This is a genomic window from Pseudovibrio sp. M1P-2-3 (assembly GCF_031501865.1).
In the GTDB taxonomy this organism is placed as follows: Bacteria; Pseudomonadota; Alphaproteobacteria; order Rhizobiales; family Stappiaceae; genus Pseudovibrio; species Pseudovibrio corallicola.
In genome coordinates this window covers 2561435-2585291 of sequence record NZ_JARRCW010000001.1, presented here as the reverse complement: position 1 = coordinate 2585291, position 23857 = coordinate 2561435, and the positions used below count along the sequence as shown (strand labels likewise).

At 48.6% G+C, this 23857-nt stretch carries 21 protein-coding genes; 11 read left to right on the top strand and 10 right to left on the bottom strand.

What is annotated here, in order from left to right:
- The first annotated feature begins 73 nt into the window (after nucleotides 1-73).
- From P6574_RS11230 to P6574_RS11205, 6 genes are all read left to right on the top strand, one after another.
- Nucleotides 74-1750 (top strand): AMP-binding protein, encoded by a 1677-nt coding sequence (locus P6574_RS11230; protein ID WP_310620369.1) that lies wholly within the window; start codon nucleotides 74-76, stop codon nucleotides 1748-1750.
- A 69-nt stretch (nucleotides 1751-1819) separates the two neighbouring features.
- The gene (locus P6574_RS11225; protein WP_310620368.1) at nucleotides 1820-2719 is read left to right on the top strand and encodes an SDR family oxidoreductase; all 900 of its coding nucleotides are present in this window, start codon (nucleotides 1820-1822) and stop codon (nucleotides 2717-2719) included.
- Nucleotides 2716-4326 (top strand): acyl-CoA carboxylase subunit beta, encoded by a 1611-nt coding sequence (locus P6574_RS11220; RefSeq protein WP_310620367.1) that lies wholly within the window; start codon nucleotides 2716-2718, stop codon nucleotides 4324-4326. The genes P6574_RS11225 and P6574_RS11220 overlap by 4 nt, the downstream gene beginning before the upstream one ends.
- Before the next feature lie 136 nt (nucleotides 4327-4462).
- Nucleotides 4463-5623 carry an acyl-CoA dehydrogenase family protein gene (locus tag P6574_RS11215; RefSeq protein WP_310620366.1) on the top strand — a complete coding sequence of 387 codons (1161 nt, stop codon included), beginning with the start codon at nucleotides 4463-4465 and terminating at the stop codon, nucleotides 5621-5623.
- Between the two features lie 75 nt (nucleotides 5624-5698).
- On the top strand, nucleotides 5699-7630 hold the full coding sequence (locus tag P6574_RS11210; RefSeq protein WP_310620365.1) for an ATP-binding protein: 1932 nt from the start codon (nucleotides 5699-5701) through the stop codon (nucleotides 7628-7630).
- A gap of 35 nt (nucleotides 7631-7665) precedes the next feature.
- Nucleotides 7666-8850: an acyl-CoA dehydrogenase family protein gene (locus tag P6574_RS11205; protein ID WP_310620364.1), complete on the top strand. Its 1185-nt coding sequence runs from the start codon at nucleotides 7666-7668 to the stop codon at nucleotides 8848-8850.
- A gap of 117 nt (nucleotides 8851-8967) precedes the next feature.
- Here the strand turns inward: P6574_RS11205 and P6574_RS11200 are convergent, their stop codons facing one another.
- The 7 genes from P6574_RS11200 to napF form a co-directional block, all read right to left on the bottom strand.
- Nucleotides 8968-9621 carry a NapC/NirT family cytochrome c gene (locus P6574_RS11200; RefSeq protein WP_310620363.1) on the bottom strand — a complete coding sequence of 218 codons (654 nt, stop codon included), beginning with the start codon at nucleotides 9619-9621 and terminating at the stop codon, nucleotides 8968-8970.
- A gap of 29 nt (nucleotides 9622-9650) precedes the next feature.
- Nucleotides 9651-10094: a nitrate reductase cytochrome c-type subunit gene (locus tag P6574_RS11195; protein WP_310620362.1), complete on the bottom strand. Its 444-nt coding sequence runs from the start codon at nucleotides 10092-10094 to the stop codon at nucleotides 9651-9653.
- On the bottom strand, nucleotides 10091-11020 hold the full coding sequence (gene napH, locus P6574_RS11190; protein ID WP_310620361.1) for a quinol dehydrogenase ferredoxin subunit NapH: 930 nt from the start codon (nucleotides 11018-11020) through the stop codon (nucleotides 10091-10093). Before napH ends, P6574_RS11195 begins: the two co-directional genes overlap by 4 nt.
- Nucleotides 11017-11820: a ferredoxin-type protein NapG gene (napG, locus tag P6574_RS11185; protein ID WP_310620360.1), complete on the bottom strand. Its 804-nt coding sequence runs from the start codon at nucleotides 11818-11820 to the stop codon at nucleotides 11017-11019. Before napG ends, napH begins: the two co-directional genes overlap by 4 nt.
- An 85-nt stretch (nucleotides 11821-11905) precedes the next feature.
- The gene (gene napA, locus P6574_RS11180) at nucleotides 11906-14395 is read right to left on the bottom strand and encodes a nitrate reductase catalytic subunit NapA (RefSeq protein ID WP_310620359.1); all 2490 of its coding nucleotides are present in this window, start codon (nucleotides 14393-14395) and stop codon (nucleotides 11906-11908) included.
- Nucleotides 14396-14408: 13 nt separating this feature from the next.
- Entirely contained in the window at nucleotides 14409-14669 is a 261-nt protein-coding gene (locus P6574_RS11175) for a chaperone NapD (RefSeq protein WP_310620358.1), read from the bottom strand.
- Nucleotides 14666-15157, bottom strand: coding sequence for a ferredoxin-type protein NapF (gene napF / locus P6574_RS22120; protein WP_405048144.1), 492 nt, complete (start codon nucleotides 15155-15157; stop codon nucleotides 14666-14668). The genes P6574_RS11175 and napF overlap by 4 nt, the downstream gene beginning before the upstream one ends.
- Nucleotides 15158-15479: 322 nt before the next feature.
- Here napF and P6574_RS11170 point away from each other — a divergent pair, with 322 nt between their 5' ends.
- A complete protein-coding gene (locus P6574_RS11170) occupies nucleotides 15480-16412 on the top strand; it encodes an alpha/beta hydrolase (RefSeq protein WP_310620357.1) in 933 nt (310 codons plus the stop codon).
- Between the two features lie 184 nt (nucleotides 16413-16596).
- On the top strand, nucleotides 16597-17463 hold the full coding sequence (locus P6574_RS11165; protein WP_310620356.1) for a LysR family transcriptional regulator: 867 nt from the start codon (nucleotides 16597-16599) through the stop codon (nucleotides 17461-17463).
- An 8-nt stretch (nucleotides 17464-17471) separates the two neighbouring features.
- Here P6574_RS11165 and P6574_RS11160 read toward each other — a convergent pair whose 3' ends face one another.
- The 3 genes from P6574_RS11160 to P6574_RS11150 form a co-directional block, all read right to left on the bottom strand.
- A complete protein-coding gene (locus P6574_RS11160) occupies nucleotides 17472-18899 on the bottom strand; it encodes an aldehyde dehydrogenase family protein (protein WP_310620355.1) in 1428 nt (475 codons plus the stop codon).
- Between the two features lie 194 nt (nucleotides 18900-19093).
- Entirely contained in the window at nucleotides 19094-19765 is a 672-nt protein-coding gene (locus tag P6574_RS11155; RefSeq protein WP_310620354.1) for a type 1 glutamine amidotransferase domain-containing protein, read from the bottom strand.
- 838 nt (nucleotides 19766-20603) lie between these two features.
- On the bottom strand, nucleotides 20604-21287 hold the full coding sequence (locus P6574_RS11150) for an ArsR/SmtB family transcription factor (protein WP_310620353.1): 684 nt from the start codon (nucleotides 21285-21287) through the stop codon (nucleotides 20604-20606).
- Nucleotides 21288-21364: 77 nt separating this feature from the next.
- Here P6574_RS11150 and P6574_RS11145 point away from each other — a divergent pair, with 77 nt between their 5' ends.
- The 3 genes from P6574_RS11145 (at nucleotide 21365) to P6574_RS11135 (ending at nucleotide 23498) form a co-directional block, all read left to right on the top strand.
- A complete protein-coding gene (locus tag P6574_RS11145; protein WP_310620352.1) occupies nucleotides 21365-21688 on the top strand; it encodes an NIPSNAP family protein in 324 nt (107 codons plus the stop codon).
- Complete coding sequence (locus tag P6574_RS11140) at nucleotides 21685-22050, top strand: antibiotic biosynthesis monooxygenase family protein (protein ID WP_310620351.1); 366 nt, start codon at nucleotides 21685-21687, stop codon at nucleotides 22048-22050. The genes P6574_RS11145 and P6574_RS11140 overlap by 4 nt, the downstream gene beginning before the upstream one ends.
- A gap of 227 nt (nucleotides 22051-22277) precedes the next feature.
- On the top strand, nucleotides 22278-23498 hold the full coding sequence (locus P6574_RS11135) for a glycerophosphodiester phosphodiesterase family protein (RefSeq protein ID WP_310620350.1): 1221 nt from the start codon (nucleotides 22278-22280) through the stop codon (nucleotides 23496-23498).
- Nucleotides 23499-23857: the final 359 nt, after the last annotated feature.

The following is a 23857-nucleotide window of genomic DNA, read 5'->3' as shown; positions in this document are numbered from 1 at the left end:
AAGGGATGAGAAAGCGTAGATAAAAAGCAATGCTCTGACTTGGGAGCGAACGGAGCGCTGTGGGGAGGTGAAAATGGAATTAAGTAATCTGTTGCCTGTAGAGGTCTTGAGGAAATGGGCTAATGAAATGCCCGATGCCGTTTATTTACGTCAACCCACAGCCAACGGCACGCGTGATTATACATGGTCACAGTCGCTCGATACTGTTGCAAGAATGGCAACTGCGCTAAAAAAGTTGGGCCTGCCAAAGGGATCAACCATTGGCCTCATGGGACAAAATACAGCTGAATGGTTCTTGGCCGATTATGCGGCTCAAGCCGTAGGTCTGGTTACAATTCCTGTTATTGACAGTGCAACCCCGGATACAATCCAAGCGGTGCTGGAGAACAGTAGAGCGCAAGTAATTTTTATCGGCAAACTAAAAGCGCAAGGGGCAGCTGAAACAATCATCGCGCAAGGCATTATGCGAATTGGATTGCCCGGTCATGAAACACAAGTGGACCATGAATGGGATCAACTTGTTGAAGCCTCTGAACCATTGAGCGAAGCAGAGTTTGTTGTTGGTGATTTGGATGATCTGTTTTCTGTATTTTACACGTCCGGCTCGACGGGCAAGCCCAAAGGCGTAGAAATAACATTTCGCAACATTATCTACTCGGCACTGATTACAGCAAAGATTTTTGATTCAAAGCAGGGAGAGTGGTTTTTTTCTTACCTGCCTCTCGCTCATGTGGCAGAGCGCTCTGCAATTCAGTACCACAGCCTCTACAGCTACCACAGTGTGTTTTTCAATGACAATCTGGATGGGTTCATCGATAACCTGCGCAAGCTGGCTCCAAAGGTGTTCTTTTCTGTCCCGCGCTTATGGATGAAGTTTCAAGCCGGTTTGCTTGCCAAGTTTCCCCAAGAGCAACTGGACAAGGTTCTCCAAGATCCAAAGTCAGCTGAACTCTTTAAAAAGCAAATCAAAATGATGATGGGCTTGCAGAACGCACAAATTATTGGAAGTGGCACAGCGCCAATCTCACGCGCGGTTCTAGACTGGTATGGGAAGCTCGGCATTAACATCAGTGAAGGCTGGGGTATGACTGAGACCTCAGGAATTATAACTGCCCAGGTTCCATTTCGCGCCGACAAACTTGGCAGTGTAGGAAAACTTCTTGAAGGCTTTGAGGGGCGTCTTGCTGAAAACGGTGAGTTGCTTGTTAAAGGACCTGGGGTCATGCGCGGATATCATCGGGACCCCGACAGTACAGCTCAAGTGCTTTCAGAAGATGGCTGGCTGCGAACAGGCGATAAAGCCCGAATTGATGAAGATGGATACATCAGCATTTCAGGCCGTGTGACTGATATTTTCAAGTCCTCGAAGGGCAAATATGTTGCCCCTGTCCCAATTGAATCATTAATTTTTGAAAACCCGTTTGTGGAGCAAGCCTGCGTCATGGGTTCTCATCTTCACCAGCCAGCAGCCGTTATTTTTCTGACACAAGAAGCACGAGAAAAAACAACGAAAGAGGAAATATCAACTTCCTTTGAGAAGATGCTGGATTCTGTCAACGAACGAGTGGAGGGGCATGAAAAACTATGCGCCGTACTCCTTGTGAAAGACGAATGGTCCGCTGAAAATGGCCTTTTGACGGCAACTTTGAAAATCAAAAGAGCTCTTCTTGAGAAAAAGTATGCGGACATGATCAACGGCCTCGGAGAGGAGAGGGTGGTTTGGGAACAAGATACCCTGACCGAGGCCTAGACCACTGGGTGGCGGATAACCGAACGGACATTAAGAGCATCAGCCAGAAAATGGCGCGAGGATTAATAGATGGATAATGCGGCGACAAACTATAACTCTATTTTCAAGCAGGATCTCTTCAAAGGTCAAACGATCATTGTCACGGGTGGAGGCAGCGGTATCGGTCGGTGTATTGCATCCGAGCTGGCATCTTTGGGCGCCCATACGGTGCTTATTGGCCGGAGCCTGGAGAAGCTTGAAACGACTAGTGCGGAGATTGTCGAGGATGGTGGCTCCGTGTCTTTCCATAGACTGGATATTCGTGATGAAGAAGCTGTCAGAGAAACTGTGGCTGTCATCGTCAAAGAGCAGGGGCAGATTCACGGCTTGGTAAACAATGCCGGAGGGCAATACCCAAGTCCTGCCTCCATGATCAAAAAGCGGGGGTTCAACGCCGTCGTTGAAACCAATGTTACCGGCGGTTTCCTTATGTCTCGCGAAGTTTTTCTCCAGTCCATGAGCAAAAAAAAACAAGGGGCTATCGTCAATATTGTTGCTGATATGTGGCGCGGAATGCCGGGCATGGCGCATTCGGGAGTGGCACGGGCAGGTATGCAGAACCTGACAAAGTCTTTGGCTGTGGAATGGGCAAGTGCGGGTGTGCGCGTTAATGCCGTTGCTCCTGGATGGATCGCGTCTTCTGGCTTTGATGCTTACGATAGCAGCTTTATATCGAGCATGTTTTCTCTCATGACTCAAAACAATCTGGCCCGCAGACTGGGGACCGAAGCAGAAGTTTCGGCACAGGTGACTTTCCTCTTGTCTCCAGCTGCTGCCTTCACAACTGGGCAGTGTATAGGGGTCGATGGCGGTGCACCACTTTATACGCAACTCCTACCAGTGCCAGATCATAGGAACATGAAAGAGTTCCAAGGGTTCCATCGATATCAGAAGCCGAAATCTTTGCGCACTTGGGAGGAAAGTCAATGACGCAGTTGATAACTTCCCTTGTGAAGGAGAGTCCGTCATTTCAAGCAAATGTTGAGGCGATGGAGAAGCAGGTCGCCGAGTTTCGTATGTATGAAGCGCGAGTACGGGCAAACTCGGAAAGAAAACGCGAAAAGTTTATCAAACGGGGCCAGCTTATGCCGGTCGACAGAGTTTCTGTACTGCTTGATAAAGGTTCTCCATTTTTGGAGATCTCCACGCTTGCAGGTCTCCATATGCATGATGATGATGGCAAAAAAAATGCTGCTGGAGGTGGCAGCATTGCCGGAATTGGCTATGTGAGTGGCAAACGGTGCATGGTTCTCGCAACAGACTCCGCTATCAAAGGCGGGTCAGTTTCACCTATGGGACTGAAGAAAAGTCTTCGCCTTCAGGAAATTGCACTGAAACAGAAACTACCAATAATCAACCTTGCAGAAAGTGCCGGGGCAAACCTGAAGTATCAATCAGAACTTTTTGTCGAGGGAGGGCGGAATTTCGCCAATCAGGCGCGGTTATCGGCAGCAGGTATTCCGCAAATTACGGTTGTACATGGGTCATCGACTGCTGGAGGGGCTTATTTGCCGGGGCTCTCTGATTATACGGTGGTTATTCGTGGCCGCACGAAAATATTTTTGGCAGGCCCGCCATTGCTAAAGGCGGCTACGGGCGAAATTGCGACGGATGAGGATTTGGGCGGGGCCTCAATGCACTTCGAAAAAGTCGGTACCGCAGAATACATGGGTGAAGATGATGCTCATGGAATTGAAATTGCCCGTGACATTGTGGGAAGCATTCCATGGAGTGCTCCTAAGGAACTACCCGAAAAATGTGACCCGATCTATAGCGTGGAAGAGTTAATGGGCGTCGTCCCTGATGATTCCAAAAAGCCCTACGATGTGCGTGAAATTATCATGCGGATTACGGACCATTCGAAGTTTCTGGAATTCAAGGCGAGCTTTGGAGCCAGTACTGTGTGTGGCCACGGGGCGATCAATGGGCAGCGGCTTGGGATCTTGGGGAATAATGGACCCATTACTGCTGACGGAGCGGTAAAGGCTGCGCAGTTTATTCAACTATGCAGCCAAAGTAATACGCCTCTTTTGTTTTTGATGAACACAACCGGTTTCATGGTTGGGTCGGAAGCTGAATCCAGCGGGATGGTTAAGCATGGCTCAAAGATGATTCAAGCCGTTGCAAATACACAAGTTCCCAAAATCACCATTGTTATCGGTGGGGCGTGGGGGGCAGGATACTACGGCATGTGCGGCCGCGGGTTTGATCCTGATTTTATCTTCTCCTGGCCTACGGCAAGAATTGGCGTTATGGGGCCGGAACAGGCGGCAACCGTTATGAAGATCATCACAGAACAGAAGTTTTCTGCCATGGGACAAGACGTTCCAGAGGAAGCGATTGAAGCGATGAAGCAGAGCCTTTTGAAACAAATGGAACCTGAGACGACTGCGCTTTTTGGAACTGCAAGGCTTTGGGATGACGGTATTATTGACCCAAGAGACACCAGAAAAGTTGTCTCATTGGCTCTAAGTGTGTGCGAAGACGGACGTTCACGGCAAGTACAGACTAATAGTTTTGGAATTGCGAGAGGCTAAGGCGTGGTTCCGAGTATCCATTTGTATTTATACATGAAAATGCAACGCGAACTTAGTAATTAGTTGCTGTGAAAAGGGATGAAAATCGAAATTGCTGATGATTGAGGTGCGTATTTTTTAAAGAGGAGGGAACTTGATGGAATATACCGAAGAACATCGTAAGATGAAAAGTGCCATGGTTAAATTTGTGGAAACGGAGATAAATCCGCATGTGCCAGAATGGGAGAAAGCCGGTATTTTTCCAGCCCGTGAGCTCTTTAAGAAAATGGGTAAGCTTGGCTTTCTAGGCGTTAATAAACCGGAGAAATTCGGTGGTATGGGGCTGGATTACTCTTATCACGCCATGACAGTTGAGGGACTGGGAGCCTGTGATTGTGGCGGGATTCCCATGGCTATTGGTGTTCAAACCGATATGGCAACACCTGCACTGGCAAAATTTGGCAATGATGAGCTTCGCTATGAATATCTGGTTCCTGCGATTACTGGTGAGAAGGTGGCCTGTATTGGCGTTTCGGAGCCCCATGCTGGGTCTGATGTTGCCAGCATAAGAACCACAGCAGAAAAGCGGGGCGGCGATTACGTCATCAATGGTACAAAAATGTGGATCACCAATTCCACACAAGCGGACTTTATGTGCTTGCTGGCGACAACCAGTGAGGGAAATAGGCATAGAAACAAGTCCCTTATAGTTGTTCCTATGAACCTTCCGGGAGTAAGTACATCCGAACGCCTCGACAAATTGGGGCAGCGCTCCTCTGATACCGCTCAGGTTTTCTTTGATAATGTACGCGTTCCCAAGCGCTACTTGATAGGAGAAGAGGGCATGGGGTTCCCCTATCAAATGGTGCAGTTTCAGGAAGAAAGACTCTGGGCTGTTTTGTCCAATCTGGATAGCTTCGATCGTCTTATAAAAAAGACTGAGGACTATTGCCGTGATCGTGCGGCCTTTGGTCAGACCATACTTGATTTTCAGGTTGTACACTTCCGTTTGGCCGAGCTTAGAACCGAAGTTGAAGCCCTTCGTGCAATGGGTGAAAAGTGTGTCGAGTCTATGGTGCGAGGTAAAGACATGACGCGCCTTGCCTCTATGGCTAAGCTCAAAACCGGGCGCTTGGCAAGAGAAATCACCGACAGCTGCTTGCAGTACTGGGGTGCTATGGGCTTCATGTGGGATAACCCGATCAGCCAGTTTTATAGGGACTTCAGACTCGCCTCCATTGGCGGGGGTGCTGATGAAGTGATGCTTTCCATTATATCCAAAATTGATGGCACCCTGCCGTCTTTTAAGAAAAAGTAACATGCATGCTGCGGGTCCTTTCCAGCTTGGGCCCGCTCACGCTCATTTACAAAATAATGGCGCAATGAGGTCAAAATGTTTGAGAGTATTCTGGTCGCAAACCGCGGAGAAATCGCTTGCCGAGTTTTTCGCAGTGCTCGTGAAAGAGGGTACGAATGCATTGCTGTATATTCGGATGCAGACGCAAACGCACTTCATGTAAAGCAAGCGGACAGAGCCGTTCATATTGGTCCATCGCAGTCCAGTAAGTCCTATCTGAATATTTCAAGAATTATCGAATGTGCATTGCGCTCCGGTGCGCAAGCAATTCACCCCGGTTATGGCTTTTTGTCGGAAAATGCTGAATTTGCGAAAGCTTGCGCTGCAGTAGGCCTTGTTTTTATCGGCCCACCGGCCGACGCAATTGAAATCATGGGCTCCAAGAGGCTTTCAAAGCTGAAAATGCAGGCTGCCGGTGTACCGTGTGTTCCCGGTTATAGTGGTGCAGACCAGTCAATTGAAACACTGATGAGGGAAGCCAGGTTAATCGGGGCACCATTGATGATCAAGGCATCTGCAGGTGGAGGCGGACGTGGCCTACGACTGGTGAGGGATTTTTCAAGTCTGGAGGAGAACCTTACTCAAGCTACAAACGAAGGCAAAAGTGTTTTTGGCAGCGGAGAGCTAATTCTGGAAAAGGCTATTCAAAATCCACGACATATTGAAATCCAGATTTTTGCGGATAGTCATGGCAACGTAATTCACTTAGGCGAACGTGATTGTTCGGTTCAACGCCGTCATCAAAAAGTTATCGAGGAAGCACCCGGCCCTTCTGTCTCCCCTGAAACAAGGGAGATGATGGGGAAAGCTGCGGTGGATGCTGCCAAGGCCATTGGCTACACTAGCGCAGGAACAGTCGAATTTCTTTTGGAAGAAAACGGTGGGTTTTATTTCATGGAAATGAATACCCGATTACAGGTGGAGCATCCGGTAACCGAGGAGATCACGGGGATTGATCTTGTGGGCCTTCAATTGGATGTCTCCGCTGGAAAATCCCTGCCAATTACACAAAAAACCGTGCGAACCAATGGTCACGCAATGGAGGTTCGCCTTTATGCAGAGGACCCTGCACAAGACTTTCTACCGCAAACCGGAGAGGTTCTGGAATGGAACCCGCAGGATCTTGGAGTTCGTGTAGATGCAGCCATTGAACGAGGAAGTGAAATCTCGTCGTTCTATGACCCAATGGTAGCGAAACTCATTGCCCATGGCAGTGACAGGGAAGAAGCGCGGCGTAAATTGCTTCGTGCTTTGGATCGTGCAGCGTTACACGGCATTAAACACAATGGTGCCTTTCTAAGCTCAATTCTTCGTCACCCTGATTTTATTGATGGGCATGCCACAACGGCTTTTCTGGAGGATCATAAGTTAGCTTCTATTGAAAGGGAGCCAGAACCGGAACTAATTGCTTTAGCCGCTCATTTACTGTCAGGGCAAATTAGCAAGGAATGCTGGACATCAGCGGCGGCCTCGGCAAGGCCAATGAAGATTTCCGTTGAGGGGAAAGATCCGGTTACGCTCAAAGTTACCCAAACTGCAATCACACTGAATAATGACAGTTTTACGGTTAAAGTTGTTTCCACTTCCAGAGGTAGTGATCTGGTTTTTGAAATTAACGGTCTGCGACGTAAGGCGGTTGCGACGGTTGCTGCAGACGGTGTGCTCTGGCTCACATGTGAGGGGCAGACCTACCAGTTTGTGGAGTGCACCTTAAGTCAGCGGAAAGTGACGGAGGACATAGGGGGCGACGTTATCGTTGCGCCAATGCCCGGTGAGGTTATTGAGCTTCGTGCAAAAGAAGGAGATGTGGTCTCCAAAGGTGACGTCCTGCTTATTCTGGAGGCTATGAAAATGCAACATGAGCTGATTGCACCGCGCGATGGGACCGTTTGTCTGTTGGGGGCTAAAATGGGGGCTCAAGTGAGCAGCCGTGATGTTCTCGTTACATTGGAAACCGAGAGTGCTTAACCCCAATTTCCTATTAATTTTCAAGGATTAGTTCTATGCAATTACAGTTGCCTGACTTCGGTTTAACTCGCAAAGTATCCCGGTTTTCTCCAGAGCATGAGGCCTTTCGTGAAACCGTTGCACGCTTTGTCTCCAAAGAGATTGCCCCTAACGCTACTGAATGGGATGAGGCTGGAGAGTTTCCGCTAGAGCTTTATGGCAAAGCAGCAGAGATCGGACTTATGGGGGTTATGTTTCCTGAAAGTGTGGGGGGGAGCGGGACTGACTATGCCATGTCGTATATTGGGGCGACCGAACTTGGCCGTGCTGGCTGCGGCGGAATTAGCGCTAGTCTGATGAGCCATAGCATTGGTGCGCCTCCAATTGCAAAACTTGGCAGTAAAGAGCTGAAATCACGTGTTCTGGCTCCAATTCTGATGGGTGAAAAAATTTCGGCCCTTGCAATTACCGAACCCGGCGGCGGATCAGATGTTCAGTCCTTAAAAACAACAGCGAAGCGGGTGGGTGAGACTTATGTTGTGAATGGCGAGAAAACCTTCATTACCTCGGGTATGCGGGCGGACTACTACACTACTGCTGTCAGGACAGGTGAAAAAGGACTACAGGGTATCTCCCTGCTTCTGATTGAAAAGGGAATGAAAGGGTTTACCCAGACACCATTGAAGAAAATGGGCTGGTGGGCCTCAGATACTGCCACCCTTCATTTTGATAATGTTGAAGTTCCGGCTCAAAACCTTATCGGAGCAGAAAATGCTGGATTTCTTGGAATCATGCAGAATTTCAATGCCGAGCGCGTTTTCCTAGCCTCAGGTTGTTATGGTCACATGCTTGCGGTGTTCGAAGAGGCTTTGGAGTGGGCGCAAACAAGGGAAACATTTGACAAACCACTTATTAAGCGTCAGGTCATCCGGCATAAGTTTGTTGATATGGCAATGAAAATTCAGGCAGTTCGGTGTACAATTGAGGATCTGGTTCTGCGTCTTAATGCAGGAGAGAACCCCATTGCTGAAATATGCATGCTGAAGAACCTTGCTACCAGTACACTTGAATGGGTCGCCAATGAAGCGCTTCAGGTTTTAGGAGGCGCAGGCTATATGCGTGGCACCAAAGTAGAACGTATCTATAGGGAAACCAAGGTTATGAGCATTGGTGGCGGTGCGACTGAGATCATGAAAGATCTGGCTGCACGTCAACTTGGGTTCGATAACTACGCCAGATAAACAGGAAAATACATCCTGCACACTATTTCTCTCGCATACAGAGCTTTGTATTTACTGTTTGATTTTCAAAAGGCGCCTAGTGAGGCGCCTTCTGGATGTAGAGAGTTTCTATCCCTGTTACTTGGTCTTGTCGTATACCTTTGAAATGTTTTCTTTATAAGCATCCATTGCGCCAGCCGGAAGATCGTGTGCGATGCCTTGATGGCAATCGATACAGGTTTTACCGGTATCCAAGGCGTCACTGTGAGCCACTGATGCCCGTGTTTCTTGAAGAACAAAGTCCATAGACGCCATTTCGTGGCAATTCCGGCACTCACGGCTATCTGTGCTCTTCATTGCCTTCCACACGTTGGTGGCCAGTTCCAAGCGTTTGGCTTCGAACTTCTCAGGTGTGTTTATAGATCCAAGGACCTTATGATAAACTTCTCTCGAGGCTTGGATCTTTCGCACGACCTTGTGGGTCCACTCATCGGGAACATGACAGTTGGAGCAGGATGCCCGTACGCCACTTGCATTGGAGTAGTGAGGAGATTCAATATATTCTTGATAAACCGTATTCTCCATTTCGTGGCATCCGATACAAAAAGATTCCGTATTGGTCATTTCCATGGACCAGTTAAGCCCGCCCCAGAACACAACTCCGGTGATGAGCCCTGCAAACAGCAAAAGTCCGGCTGAAATTGTTGTGGCTGGTCGGCTCAATAGCCGCCATATCTTTTTGAGAAAGGAGTCTTTCCCCGCACTGTGAATGGTACCAGATTGATTGCTCATAATAATTTTCCCCCGTCTGCAAACAGTACCTAGCGTTTGCTAGATGGAGTGAAGTTGTTTTCCACCAATGGCTGTGCGTCTACTTGAGGTACATGGCACTGTGTACAGAACCAACGTGTTCCGGCAACCTGATCAAGTTGGTGGCCATCACGGTCCGTGTAGTGAGTCATGGAAAGAGTTGGTGCCTTGCGACTTCCCGCATTAGACCAGTCGTGGCAGTTGAGGCATTCATTGGCCCTCAAGTCAACTTGATATTGGCCTGTACTATGAGGAACCAAAGGAGGTTGCTGACGAAATTCACGGTTGAGGCGAACATTCTTGGGTTGGGCACTTGGCTCCATAACCACAGGCTCATCTACCTGTGCACCGCGCAGAGTTTTGACTTCATCGGCAAAAGCGTTGTGACCGGTAAGGCCTGAACCCATCAAAAATGCCAGTACTAATACTGATTTCCAAGGCGCTCTTAATTTCATCTGAGACCTCCCTTAGCTTGAACGGAAACCGGCTGGATTTGCTCCGGTTCCTTTGAGGTTGACTGAACAGTTTTAGTGTCGAAACGGTGAGTGAAACGAAAGACATCCAGATCGCAAATATCAATACAGCGACCGCAGGATGTGCAATCTCGATTTAAAATGAGGGGGCTATCCTTTTTCTTGCCACGCAGGGCAGGGGAGATGACGTGATTTTCCGGACATACATCAAAGCAGTCCATGCAATTATCACAGGCTTGCCTGTTATGTGCCGTAATTCGCAGGAGAGCTGCCGTATTAAGCAGACCATAGAACGCTCCCATGGGGCACAAGTGCCCACACCAACCCCTGCGTGCTACGAACGTATCAAAGGCGAACACCAGAAAAACAACTGACCAGACAAACCCCATGCCGAAAACCAGTGCCCTGTGCAATAGAGTGACGGGATTGACCAGCTCATAAGCGAGTGTGCCTGTGAGAACAGCCACACACAGGGTCATAGCAAGCAGCCAATATCGGGTGGCACGTTTTGGTTGCCAACCTTTTTTGATATTCAGTTTTCGGTGCACCCAGCTTGCCGTGTCTGTCACCATGTTCATGGGGCAAACCCAGGAGCAGTAAACCCGTCCACCAATCAGGGCGTAGAACAGCACGATAATTGCCGCGCCAATCAGGGCCGTGAATTCTGGAAGGTGGCCACTAAAGAGCGTTTGCGTGAAAATATACGGATCCGTCAGAGGGAGGACCTCAAGTGTCAGGCTGGATGTTAAAGTGCCTTTGACAATCCATAGGCCAGCCCAAGGCCCCGCAAGAAATAAGGCTATGATAGAAAGCTGGGTCAAGCGGCGTACCAGTAAGTAACGGTTTTGAGAAACCCAGCTCCGTCCGCTCTCGATTTGGTGTTCGTGTAGAGCTCTTGGTGTTGTCATAGCCCTGTCTTTCCTGAATTGAACAGTGGCTTAAACTGTGCTGGGTCCTCTGGCATTCTATCGGGCAAATCGATGATATCGGGGACGAGGGCATTACCTTTTCTGGCTTTTTCCTGCCATCCAAGGAGGTAGTGCCCCGCGTTCTCGGCCCTTGCCAAACGCTTTGGAAGAACTTTGATCGCCGCTTCTGGCAAAACGCAGGAATGCTCGCACTTGCCGCAGCCCGTACAATACTCTGCATAAACCGTTGGTGAGAATACTGCGTGGCTTCCAGTACGTGTGTTGGGCGTCATGATAAGCTTGATGGCATCATCAATGAGTGGGCACACCCGATAACAAACCTCACAGCGCAGCCCCAGAAAGTTCAGGCAGTTCTCCTGATCCACCATAACCGCAACGCCCATATCTGCATCATCTATATTGGTGAGGGCCTTGTCCAAAGCCCCTGTTGGGCACGCCTCAATACAAGGAATGTCCTCGCACATTTCGCAGGGAATCTCTCTGGCTGTGAAGTAGGGCGTTCCCGTTACTGGGCCTGCTTCACCAAAAGAAGACAGAACCAAAGTGTCATAGGGACAATCACGAACACACAATCCGCAGCGCACACACGCTCCCAGGAACTTGTCTTCCGACAGTGCTCCAGGTGGCCTTAGAGCTTCAGCGGGCAGTGCTTTTACGCTCACCTGATAGACACTAAGAAATGTTGCCGTAATGGCGCAGCCGCTCAGGACCTTTGCCGCATCGCCTAGGAACTGGCGACGCTTTGCATTTGTAAGACCTGTTTTGACTGTATTAGCCATAACACTTATCCGGTTTCTTTCATTGGTAACTGTTTGGGATAGCCAACTCCAGTTGAAGGTGTTGGCTTCCCCGTTCCATTTGTCGTTAAACGGCCTGTACCTTACAGGCACACTTCTTGAAGTCCGTTTCCTTGGAAATAGGGCAGGTAGCATCAAGGGTGAGTTTATTGGTCAACTTACTTTCATCAAAGAACGGCATGTAAACCAACCCCTTAGGCACCTTGTTACGGCCACGGGTTTCCACCCGTGTCACAACGTCACCACGGCGGGTGGAAATCTTGATCTCCTGCCCCCTGCGCAGGCCACGTTCGCGTGCATCTTGCGGGTGCATGAATAAGACAGCGGAAGGGAAGGCTCTGTGAAGTTCAGGAACACGGCGTGTCATGGAGCCCGTATGCCAGTGCTCAAGCACGCGTCCGGTGCAAAGCCATAGGTCGAACTCTTCATCCGGTGCTTCAGCTGCTGGTTCATATGGTGCAAAGATGATATTTGCGCGTCCATCGGGTTTGCCATAGAATTTCACGCCAGCACCCTTTGGTACATAGGGGTCATAGCCCTCGCGGAACCGATAGAGTGTTTCCTTGCCGTCCACCACAGGCCAGCGCAAACCGCGCGCCTTGTGGTAAGTGTCGAATGGTGCCAGATCGTGCGCGTGGCCGCGGCCAAACTGGGCATATTCTTCAAAAAGACCTTTTTGCACGTAGAAGCCGAAATCTTCTGACTCGTGGTTTTCAAATCCATCAGTAATCTGTGAAACTGGGAATTTGTCGACCACACCGTTGGCATAGAGAACTTCAAAGAGTGTTTTGCCACGCAGCTCCGGCTTTTTGGTAAGCAGTTCTTCCGGCCAAACTTCTTCCGTCTTGAAGTATTTGGAGAATTCCATCACCTGCCAAACATCTGACATGGCGTCGCCCGGAGCTTGGACCTGCTGCCGCCAGAACTGGGTCCTACGTTCCGCGTTGCCATAGGCCCCTTCTTTTTCTACCCACATGGCTGTTGGCAGAATAAGGTCAGCGGCCATTGCGGTGACTGTTGGATAGGGGTCAGAGACAACTATGAAGTTATCAGGATTGCGGTAACCGGGCCAACCTTCCTCGTTTATGTTCGGAGCGGCCTGCATGTTGTTTGTGCACTGCACCCAATAGGCATTCAGCTTGCCATCTTTAAGCATGCGGTGCTGAAGAACTGCGTGATAACCCAGTTTGCTTGGAATTGTTCCGTCAGGAAGGCCCCAAGCCTTCTCACAGATCTCGCGGTGCTTTGGATTCTTAATCACCATGTCCGCAGGCAGACGGTGCACAAAGGTTCCAACCTCACGGGCTGTGCCACAGGCAGATGGCTGACCCGTCAGAGAGAACGGGCCATTGCCGGGCTCGGAGATCTTGCCGGTGAGCAAGTGAACGTTATAGCAAAGACTGTTCACCCAAGTGCCGCGTGAGTGCTGGTTAAAGCCCATTGTCCAAAGAGACATAACCTTGCGGTTTGGATCTGCATACGCCTGCGCCAACCTCAGAAGCTTTTCAGCGGGAACACCGGACATTTCTTCTGTATACTCAAGCGTATACTTGGAAACGAGCTGCTTATACTCCTCAAAGTCTATCTTACTCAGCTTACCTGAACCGGAATTCTCGGCGTTCTGCTCACGTGGATCATTTGGACGTAATCCGTAGCCAATATCTGTTTCGGTCTTGGTAATATTGACGTGTTTTTCAACAAACTCCCAGTTTACCGCGTCGTTTTGAATGATGTAATTGGCGATGAAGTTCAAAATTACCAGATCAGTCTGGGGTTCAAATACCATGCCGTTGTCAGCAAGTTCATAGCAGCGGTGCTCATAAGTGGACAGAACCTGAACTTCACATCCCGGCTTAGTCAGGCGGGTGTCCGTAATACGGGACCACAAGATGGGGTGCATCTCTGCCATGTTGGCACCCCACAGCACAAACGTATCCGCTTTTTCCAGGTCATCATAGCAGCCCATAGGCTCATCAATACCAAAGGTGCGGATGAATGCCGCCACAGCAGAGGCCATACAATGGCGGGCATTGGGGTCGATGTTATTGGAGCGCAAGCCAGCTTTCATGAACTTGGCGGCCGCATAGCCTTCCCAGATAGTCCACTGACCCGAACCAAACATACCAACGCCGTTTGAGCCATTCTTCTTAAGAGCGTCCTTGAATTTTTCGGACATAATAGTAAAGGCTTCGTCCCATGAGACGGGCTCAAAATCGCCATTCTTATCGTAAACACCATTCGATTTACGCAACAATGGCTTGGTTAGACGGTCCTCACCATACATAATTTTCGAGAGGAAATAGCCCTTTATGCAGTTCAGACCACGGTTCACTGGAGCATCCGGGTCACCTTGTGTTGCGACGACGCGGCCATCTTTCACACCAACTAGAACTGAACAGCCGGTTCCGCAGAAGCGGCATGCGGCCTTGTCCCAGCGAATGTCTGTGGCATGAGGCTGCGCCTCCACGCTTGCAGGCAATGTGATCCCTGCGGCAGATGCTGTTGCCGTAACTGCTGCTGATTTAATAAAACTTCTGCGAGATGCCGTGATTGTCATGGGTTATCTCCCGTTACGCTGCTTGCACGCTGGTGTTGAGTTCTGGTTCAAATTGGTGATAGGTAAGCGCTGCCGAAGTCACACCCGGCGTTCGGTGAATAGCAATAACCTGATCGTCCGCACGGGTCTTTTCGGTGTCTTCAGCTGTTACTATGAGTTGATTGGTCTTTTCATGGACCAGATGGACTTCCACCCCATCAAGAGCGGTAAGCGCTGCTTTCACTTCTTCGGTCCGGTCTGCCAAACAGGTGACAAGAATGCCGCAAATATTCATGGAGCGCCTCCCGGCCGCTTGGATTGGGTTATTTCAATTGAAGTGCTTGGACAGGACGAAACACAGGCCCCGCACCCAGTGCAGACGTGTGCGTCCAAGACGGGAATGTGCCGTCCAGAAGGTGCCAGTGAAAAACGAATGGCCCCGTGCTCGCAAAAATCAGCACACGAGCGGCAAGAAACACCTAAATAGGACAAGCAGGATGGATTGATTTGAACTCTATAGGCTTTTTGAGGATCTATCTGCTGTGAAAGCGCGTCAGTTTTACATGCTTCAACACAGGCACCACAGAAGGTGCAGGCTCCAGCCTGAAAGTCTATGCTGGGACGCCCATCTTCTGCTGAAAATAAAATTCGTTCAGGGCATGCTGGAATACAGTCTCCACAGGAATTGCAGTCCAGCTTACTGTTTGCTGGACCAGCCCAGTAAGGTGGGCGTAACCCTTCATCGGTGCGCAAAAAAGCGCTCAGAAACTGTCTTCTGTGCATTTGCATTTTGATTTGCTCTACTTTAACTTTACTTAGGTTAGCAGCGGATATGGTGTCTTTTATTGATTAGCATCAATAAAATAGCCTAATTATATTATACTTTAGAATATTTGCGGGATAATACATATTACACAACCTTGAATGAGTAGGCCTTGGTATTATCTCCGAATTTATAATAGTGAAAGTTGTAGAGGTCTCCACGCAGGAATGGTCAAGGAATCGGTTACAAATTTTTAATATTGTGCTAGGTGTGGCATACACGCGTTTGTAGTTTTTTGTGCAAACTATCTATTTTGTTTTGTTCGTTACTTGAAGAGCCTGCATGACCCTAACCGCGACACCAAATAACCCTGTGCCAGATGGGCATACGATTACTTATATAAAAGGTAAGGGTGGTGTTGAACTCCGTTGCGCTCACTGGAGGCCAAAAAGTAAAGCCTGCAAGGGTACGGTAACAATCGTGCAAGGCTTTGCGGAATATATCGAGAAGTACTTCGAGGTAGTCGAAGAACTCCGGCAGCGTGGATTTTATGTAGTTATTTTTGACTTGCGGGGGCAAGGCGGGTCTGGTCGCCTGCTAAAGGATCCCATGAAGGGGCATGTTGATAGTTTTGACGATTTTGTAGAAGATTTACATATTGTCCTCGATGAAGTGTCTCTTCCTAATTTCCCCGGGCCTCATTTCATTTTGTCTCATTCCACCGGCGGGGCCATAACTCTGTTGGCCCATGAACAACTGAGAACCAAAGTTGACAGAATTATTATGTCTTCTCCCTTGGTTGAAATTGCAATGCCTCGGCCTCTACTGAGGGCAAGCCGGATCTTATCAAGCTTTCTCTCTCTGATTGGCTTAAAGGGTTCGTATGTTCCCGGAGGAGCCCCTAGTTTGCAGGCCCCCTATGAGGTCAACAAGCTCACTTCTTGCCCTGAACGCTTTGCCCGCATGGGCGAGATTATGAGTGAAAGGCCCAAACTGGGTCTAAGTGCGCCCACTATCGGTTGGTTTCAGGCGGCTGCCCGCTCGCTACCTTTGTTCAGAACTCCCCTGTTTGGAAAAGCACTTTCCATACCGTCCCTAGTGGTTGCAGCAGGTTCTGACCAAATTGTCTCCACAGCAGCTACCGAAGAACTTTGCAGGAAGATTCCCACTGTAGGTTATGTGGAAATTAAAGGGGCAAAGCACGAAATCCTGATGGAGGCGGATCATGTCCGGCATCAGTTCTGGGCAGCGTTTGACGAGTTTATTCTAGGATAAACGTGACCTAAGAGAAGCTATGCTGTGGCAACGTTAGTTATCGCTTGGCGCAGCACGTACTTATTTGTCCGCTATACCTGTTTTTGTACTATCTGCGGAACCTTCAGGTGAGGGCCTTCCAAATTGGCTCTATGAATTATATTGTGCCAGATAGCTTTCTCCTTACCAAAACCTAAAAGTAACAATGTCATCATTTGAAGGTATCACCGAGTTCATTGCCGTTGCAGAGACGCATGGTTTTACATCTGCCGCCAAACGCCTTTCAGTTTCCACATCTCACGTTAGCCGTCGCATTGCTGAGCTTGAAGCACGCTTAGGAGTGACCCTTGTTTCAAGAACAACAAGAAGTGTCCGGCTCACACAGGCGGGGCAATTGTATTTTGAAAGGTGCATCGAGTTGGTCAACGGGCTTGAGCAGGCCAACCAGTTAGTTACAGATGAGCAGATTGAGTTGTCTGGTGTCTTGCGTGTCTCAGCAGCGGGGGAGTTTGCTGAAACCCATATTAGCCCGGCTCTGGTCGAGTTTGCAGCCAAGCATCCAAAGCTCAAGCTGCAAATGCACTTTAGTACCCGTATCGTCAATTTTGTCGAGGATCGTTTTGACTTCGCCATTCGTTACGGTGAGCTTTCGGATTCAGGGCTCATTGCCAGAAAGCTCATTGATCATGAAGTAGTTGCTGCGGCAAGCCCTGCGTATCTTGAGAGGGAAGGGGTTCCTGAAACTCCTGAGCAGTTGCGCTTCCATTCGTGCTTGGTCACTAATAATAATCGCTGGCGTTTTCAAAGGAATAACGAAATGGTTACTGTGAGCGTAAATGGCAGTTGGCGCTCAAATGGTGTACGCAGCATTTTACATGCTTGCACTGCGGGGCTTGGAATAACCTATATGCCCCGCACCAGTTACGGTAAGCTGTTGCACGATGGTACCTTAAAGCCGGTATTAGAGCCCTATTGGCGGCCTGCCGCTTCAACTTGGATTGTTTATGCGAACAGGCGCTATTTGCCGACACGTGCAAGGGCTGCAATAGAGTTTCTGCTTAAGCGATTTTAAGGGGAGCGTTAGAGCTTCATCACCATCATTTTGTCGATTTGGAGGTCATGGATAGTGTGGTCAATCCCGCCAACTCCAAACCCAGAGTGTTTCAAGCCAGCAAAGGGCATACCGTCTTCCCTGAAAGCGGTGTGATCATTAATCATAATAGCGGAAGCATCCAGTTCAAAGTATAGGCGATTGATTTCATCTATATCTCTAGCAAATACGGCGGCTTGAAATGCGAATGGCAGTGCGTTCGCCTGCTCTATGGCACCTGACAAATCCTCATAGGGTTGGATGACTGCGACAGGACCGAATACTTCCTCACGTGATACTTTGGAGTGCCGTGGAGCATTGAGCAGCAAAGTGGGTTTGTAAAACCGCGTTGTGATGGCTTGCCCACCTGTGATGAGTTCTGCGCCCTCTGAAACTGCATCATTAACCCATTGAGCAACTCTGTGCACTTCACTTTCTCGGATTAAGGGCCCGACTTCGGTTTCCTCCAGTATCGCATCGCCTACCTTCAGGCTCTCTACACGGTCTTTAAGTGTCTGGGTAAACTCATGGCTTACCTGCCCGTCTACGAAAATACGTTGAGTTGATACACAGACCTGACCAGCATGATAGAATGCACCCTTAGCCAACGTCTCCACAGCTGCCGGGAGGTCCGCAGTTCCTGTTACAAATGCAGGAGCGGCTCCTCCATGCTCGAGTGCAAACCTTACACCGGGCTTGAGCTTGCTACGTAGTGCCCACCCCACTCGAGCACTGCCAATAAAGCTGAAAAATGAGATTCTATCATCCGTCACCAACATCTCTGCGAGATCCAAAGTCTCAGGTAATACGGCGGTTGCCCAACCTTTCGGTAGTCCTGCTGCCTTCAACATCTCAATGAATCTGATGCAGGTGAGTGGTGTATCGGGTGAAGGCTTCACTATAACCGGGGCACCAACTGCAACGGCTGTCGCGACTTGATGCACTATGAGATTCAATGGGTGATTAAATGCGCTTATGGCGAGAGCGACCCCAATCGGTTGTTTGCTGGTGAAGGCTCTGCGACTTGCGGAAAAAGCATGTGCGCCTAATGGCACAACTGAACCTTGATCTGATGATATGACTTCCACACACCGCTTTACTCCAAGAACCGCGCGGTCAACTTCAACCAAAGCATCCGTTAGGGGCTTGCCGCCTTCGCGAGCTATGAGAATAGCCAAATCTCTCCTGCTGTCCCTTATTGAAACTGCAAGCTTTTCCAATATCTCTACGCGCTGGTGTAGAGCTAGCCAATTTTTCTTATTTTTGAATAATGCATATGCACGCTCAAGAACCTCTTCCAGTTCAGCTTGGAGCGTGAAAGCAACTTGTGCAAGAACTTTGCCTGTAGAGGGGTTTTTAACATCTACCCAATTTTTGATAGGATCACGACTGGTGATATGGGATGTTTCTTGCTTCATGAGGAAACTCCGCGCCTTTGGTGCTTAGAATGTAGAGTTTAGGTTTTACGCCCCTCTTTGAGTGCACAACCCGATTTGAGCTCATAAATGCGCTCTAAGCATGGAAGTTGGGGCAAAATTGTAAATGATAAAATCAAGGGGAAGCCAGCTCCCAAAACTGGCTTCCCCTTCAGCATGGCTGGCTATTTTTATTTTTAGCTTAGAGCCTTAACCATTGCTTTCCCAACACCACCGGCAGAGCCCGGGTTCTGACCGGAAATGATGTTATCCTGCACGATGACATTTTCAATCCACGGTTGAACTTTTTCAAAGCGAGTTGCTTTTCTTGTCAAAGCTTCTTCCAGCAGGAACGGAATTTTGTCGATTGTTCCGTAGTCAATTTCTTCTTCACGAGTAAAACCGGTGACTGTCAAACCTTCCAGCATGGACCTGCCATCGGAGTATTTAACGGGCAGGAAGCCCGCAGGGCCATGACATACAGCTCCTACAACGCCGCCCTTTTCTAGGAAACGACCGGTTTTTGCACCAACTGTTTCATCCTCTGCCAAATCGTAAAGAAGACCAAAACCACCTGGATAAAAGACAGCGTCATAATCTTCAAAGTTAACCTGAGAGGTCGGCAGTGTGTTGTTGAGCCGAGTGCGGAAATCATCTCTAGCCAGAACATCAGCGTTTACCTGATCATCTGGGTTATCGTTTTCTCCGTAAATCGGGGCCTCGCCACCCTTAATGCTTGCGAAGTCATAGGTGTAACCAGCATCGTCAAATACATGAACCGCGTGAGTAAGCTCAGGAGAATAAGTACCGTTCTTTTCACCGTTTGCTAAACTAGGAACGTTTGTAAGTAGAACCAAAATCTTTTTCATTTATTTCTCCATTGGTGTCTTCGTAGTTATCTCGTCCGGTGAGCAATATTTAGAAAATTTCTTTAGAAATGATAATATACTATTTTGGCAAATGATTGTTGCAGCTGAGGGATAATAGGGAAAGGCCCCTTTTAGTTTCAAAAGACGGGTAACATGAAGTTTATCGCAGGTCTGTGATGTTTAGGGGGGAGTGCCTATCGTACCCCTGCAATGGATAGGAAGGACAAGTAACGTTAGGAGTATAATGGTTTCACATAGTGATTTCATTATGTTCTATTGATTAGTACTGGATTGAAACATCTGTTTTTTCGAAACCAAAATTGTCAATTCTGAGTTTTAACTGCCTTCGATAATAAAGAAGACGAGAAAGCCGCAGATGAACATACTTTAAATAACTGTATTTCATAATCAAATCACTTAGCTATATATATTCAGAATAGTTATATTGTTTTTTTTTGATAGTAATAACCCCGAATTACTTGGGGTAGCTAGTAACGACAAAATGGGGCTCTGGTGGGTTGGTTTGGTGCTTGCCTTCTCCGACGGGAGGGGGGGAGGTGTATAAGCCGTAGAAAAATATGCCAGTGTATGAAAGGCTACGCCACTTCTGAGTATTTCACTCTAAATAAATAAGTTCGAGCGCAAAGCGTAAATACAATTGAACGCTACGTGCTCCACCTTCTGCGATAAGTCATAAAGGGCTGGAGAAGCGCCGCATGGCAATGTACCAGTAAGGTGAAATCCACTAAATGAGCTTTTTTTGCTCAAGCTCCAAGTTGGGAGTGGTGACAGTGGCCGTACTGTTGTTTTGTGGTTGTAAATTCACGCCTCGGTACCGTTACGAAGCAAAAAAGAGTTTATGAAACTGCTTTTCTCCAGTCCTCGTAAAGCGGACAATACGTGTGTCTGGGACGCGCTTTGCCCATCCCAGGCCTTCCATGTGAGACAGAAGGGCACGGCCAAGGCTGCCAGAGAGGTGGGTGCGCCGCTCGCTCCAGTCCAGACACTCCCGGCACACAGGGGCCTTTTTATGCTGTAAGGCATCCAAATCAATACCAAAACTATCGAGGAATCGGGTTCCGTTTTGAGAGATTGTTATGCCGCTCTCTCCAAGTGCCAGATGGCCTTGGCGCAAAAGGCTCTCATACATCTTAATGCCCATTTGGCCGGCCAGATGATTGTAGCATACACGAGCATTGCGCAGCTCTTGGTTCTTTGGTCCGGTGCGTGTCCGCAGATGTCCGGTACCTGCGGCAAGCCCCATGAGGCTCTCTAAAGTGTGGGCCACATCATCACTGGCAAGAGTAAAGTACTTGTGTCGCCCTTGCTTGCGTGGAGCTAGCAGGCCGCCTTCACTCAGCTTTGAAAGGTGAGCACTGGCCGTTTGCAAGGTTATGCCTGCTTCATGCGAGAGCTCTGTCGCAGTTAGGGCTTTGCCACTCATGAGCGCTGTAAGCATGTTCGCGCGTGCAGGATCACCAATCAAGGTTGCGATACGGGCAATGTCAGGACCATCTTTCATAGTTCGTTTCTAAGCGAAGCATTTAATTCAAGCAATGATATATATCAAAAGCCACATACCTATAAGGGAGAACAACCATGTTGACTTGTATTATTCGCTATCAAATAGACCCAGTGAAAAGGGACCAGTTTGTTCAGTATTCGCGTAACTGGGGAGAAGCGATACCGCGCTGCGGGGCGGACCTTATTGGCTATTTCGCTCCCCATGAAGGTTCCAGTACTCTGGCCTATGGCATCTACAATATTCCCTCTCTAGCGGAATATGAAGCGTATCGGGCAAGGCTTGCCTATGATCCGCTGGGCCGAGAGAACTATGCGTTCGCGCAAAAAGAAAAGTTCTTACTACGAGAGGAACGCACTTTTCTTCAGCTTGTCTCTACACCGCACGGGAGAGCAAAATGATTGCTGTAATCTTTGAACTGGAACCTGCTGATGGGCAGTTTGATCGCTACCTTGATATGGCAAAGGAATTACGACCGCTTTTAGAGAAAGTTGATGGGTTTATCTCAGTTGAACGCTTTCAATCTCTTGGAGATCCCAATCGTTTCATGTCCCTTTCTTTTTGGCGTGATGAAGCAGCGGTGCATCAATGGCGTACACTTGAGCAGCATAGGAAAGTACAATCAGAAGGACGATTCAGTGTATTTGATGACTATCGCTTGCGAGTGGCAAAGGTTCAGCGAGACTATGGCATGTGGAGGCGTGGTGAAGCCCCTGAGGATTCCAAAATCAGGCATAGAGCAAAGGAGAGGGATATCTCCTGAAAAAACATAACAACGCCCACTTATTGGTGCTTGGGCTGCGTAAGGAGCTTTGGTGATTGATCTGCAAGAGGTTTTACTTTTTTTCAGAAGGCTTGCGGAAAAAAGTAACCTGCCTCTTATATCCTAGTGGACAACTTCATTTATGGGCTACGAAATTATACGTAGCACCCTAAAGTCATCCGGTTAAATAAGAACGCAATAAAAGACAATATTGGGAGATAACTTTCATGCGTTTAATCCGTAGCGCAGCACTTGGTCTCATGGCAGGTGCAAGTTTTACAGTTGCCGCACAAGCCGTTCAATTGGGTCCGCGCCCCGCCTTTCTCGTAGAGCAAATGCAAGAGGGGCCGTTAAAGGACAAGTTACGTGCCTGTGTGAATGCCACTGCAAAACCCTCTAGCTTTTCCATTGGGCACAGGGGAGCACCACTACAATTTCCTGAACATACAAAACAGTCTTATCGTGCTGGTGCCCTTATGGGGGCAGGTGTTCTGGAATGTGACGTCACTTTCACCAAGGATAAAGAGTTGGTTTGCCGCCACTCGCAAAATGATCTGGCTACGACGACCAATATTCTTGCAACTGATCTGGCCAGTACCTGTGTGACCCCATTTACACCTGCGACTGACGGGAAAGATGCGGCGGCCGAATGTCGAACCTCTGAGATTACTCTTGAAGAATTTCAAGGCCTATACGGCAAAATGGACGCTTCAGACAAGGCGGCAACAACCGTTGCGGCCTTCATGAAAGGAACGGCGAGCTGGCGTACGGATCTTTATTCCGGAGCTGGGGCGGGTGGAACACTCATGACGCATGCGCAGTCCATTGCGCTTTTCAAGGAACTCGGTGTCAAGTTTACACCGGAGTTGAAGGCCCCAAGTGTGGACATGCCTTTTGACGGGTTTAGCCAGCAGGACTATGCCCAGAAAATGATTGATGAGTACAAAGCGGCAGGTATTCCTGCTTCTGATGTTTACGCTCAATCCTTTTCTTTAGATGATGTTCTTTACTGGATTAAAGCGGAGCCAGAGTTTGGCAAGCAGGCGGTTTACTTGGATGGACGTTATGATGATCCAAGTTTCGACCCCTCAACCCTGTCCAGCTTTAAGCCTTCTATGACTGAGCTCAAGGAAATGGGTGTCAACTACATTGCTCCGCCGCTCTGGGTGCTTGTGGCAAGCGAAGATGGCAAGATTGTACCCTCTGCTTACGCAAAAGCGGCAAATGAAGCAGGGCTTAATATCATCACTTGGTCCTTGGAGCGTTCCGGGTTGATCTCCCATAACAAGGGTGGCTGGTATTATCAGAGCATTGCGGAAGATGTCACTAGCGAAGGCACTGTCTTCGATCTTCTCCATGTTCTAGCGCAAGACGTTGGGGTTGAGAAAGTCTTCTCTGACTGGCCTGCTACAACTACTTTTTACGCCAACTGCATGGGTATTGAGTAGATTATACCTAATTACTTATTAGAATCTGCGAATTCTAGGTAGGTTTCTTTTATCAAAGAAAGGCGCTGGAACTCCTCTAGCGCCTTTTCGCGTTTTGCTAGTAAAGAGCTGTAAGCCAGGTTGTCAAAATGGCCTCTACTCCTACAGGATGCTGCCGGACGCATGTAAACAAAAAGTGCTCAGCTATATGGTCACATGTTGCCGGGAAATAGACTTCATATTTGCACAGAGTAGTTATGTCATTTTGGCCCATCCCACATCAGGTCAAGGTGAGCCTGTATAGAAGGCACCGGATATCAGTCTGTTGAAAGTTAATAGCTTTACAGGAATGAGTAGCCAACAGAACTTAATGGCTCTTA

Excerpts from the sequence above, each read along its gene's own strand:
- P6574_RS11230 (WP_310620369.1), top strand. The coding sequence starts at position 74 with ATGGAATTAAGTAATCTGTTGCCTGTAGAGGTCTTGAGGAAATGGGCT.
- P6574_RS11225 (WP_310620368.1), top strand. The coding sequence starts at position 1,820 with ATGGATAATGCGGCGACAAACTATAACTCTATTTTCAAGCAGGATCTC.
- P6574_RS11220 (WP_310620367.1), top strand. The coding sequence starts at position 2,716 with ATGACGCAGTTGATAACTTCCCTTGTGAAGGAGAGTCCGTCATTTCAA.
- P6574_RS11215 (WP_310620366.1), top strand. The coding sequence starts at position 4,463 with ATGGAATATACCGAAGAACATCGTAAGATGAAAAGTGCCATGGTTAAA.
- P6574_RS11210 (WP_310620365.1), top strand. The coding sequence starts at position 5,699 with ATGTTTGAGAGTATTCTGGTCGCAAACCGCGGAGAAATCGCTTGCCGA.
- P6574_RS11205 (WP_310620364.1), top strand. The coding sequence starts at position 7,666 with ATGCAATTACAGTTGCCTGACTTCGGTTTAACTCGCAAAGTATCCCGG.
- P6574_RS11200 (WP_310620363.1), bottom strand. The coding sequence starts at position 9,621 with ATGAGCAATCAATCTGGTACCATTCACAGTGCGGGGAAAGACTCCTTT.
- P6574_RS11195 (WP_310620362.1), bottom strand. The coding sequence starts at position 10,094 with ATGAAATTAAGAGCGCCTTGGAAATCAGTATTAGTACTGGCATTTTTG.
- napH (WP_310620361.1), bottom strand. The coding sequence starts at position 11,020 with ATGACAACACCAAGAGCTCTACACGAACACCAAATCGAGAGCGGACGG.
- napG (WP_310620360.1), bottom strand. The coding sequence starts at position 11,820 with ATGGCTAATACAGTCAAAACAGGTCTTACAAATGCAAAGCGTCGCCAG.
- napA (WP_310620359.1), bottom strand. The coding sequence starts at position 14,395 with ATGACAATCACGGCATCTCGCAGAAGTTTTATTAAATCAGCAGCAGTT.
- P6574_RS11175 (WP_310620358.1), bottom strand. The coding sequence starts at position 14,669 with ATGAATATTTGCGGCATTCTTGTCACCTGTTTGGCAGACCGGACCGAA.
- napF (WP_405048144.1), bottom strand. The coding sequence starts at position 15,157 with ATGCACAGAAGACAGTTTCTGAGCGCTTTTTTGCGCACCGATGAAGGG.
- P6574_RS11170 (WP_310620357.1), top strand. The coding sequence starts at position 15,480 with ATGACCCTAACCGCGACACCAAATAACCCTGTGCCAGATGGGCATACG.
- P6574_RS11165 (WP_310620356.1), top strand. The coding sequence starts at position 16,597 with ATGTCATCATTTGAAGGTATCACCGAGTTCATTGCCGTTGCAGAGACG.
- P6574_RS11160 (WP_310620355.1), bottom strand. The coding sequence starts at position 18,899 with ATGAAGCAAGAAACATCCCATATCACCAGTCGTGATCCTATCAAAAAT.
- P6574_RS11155 (WP_310620354.1), bottom strand. The coding sequence starts at position 19,765 with ATGAAAAAGATTTTGGTTCTACTTACAAACGTTCCTAGTTTAGCAAAC.
- P6574_RS11150 (WP_310620353.1), bottom strand. The coding sequence starts at position 21,287 with ATGAAAGATGGTCCTGACATTGCCCGTATCGCAACCTTGATTGGTGAT.
- P6574_RS11145 (WP_310620352.1), top strand. The coding sequence starts at position 21,365 with ATGTTGACTTGTATTATTCGCTATCAAATAGACCCAGTGAAAAGGGAC.
- P6574_RS11140 (WP_310620351.1), top strand. The coding sequence starts at position 21,685 with ATGATTGCTGTAATCTTTGAACTGGAACCTGCTGATGGGCAGTTTGAT.
- P6574_RS11135 (WP_310620350.1), top strand. The coding sequence starts at position 22,278 with ATGCGTTTAATCCGTAGCGCAGCACTTGGTCTCATGGCAGGTGCAAGT.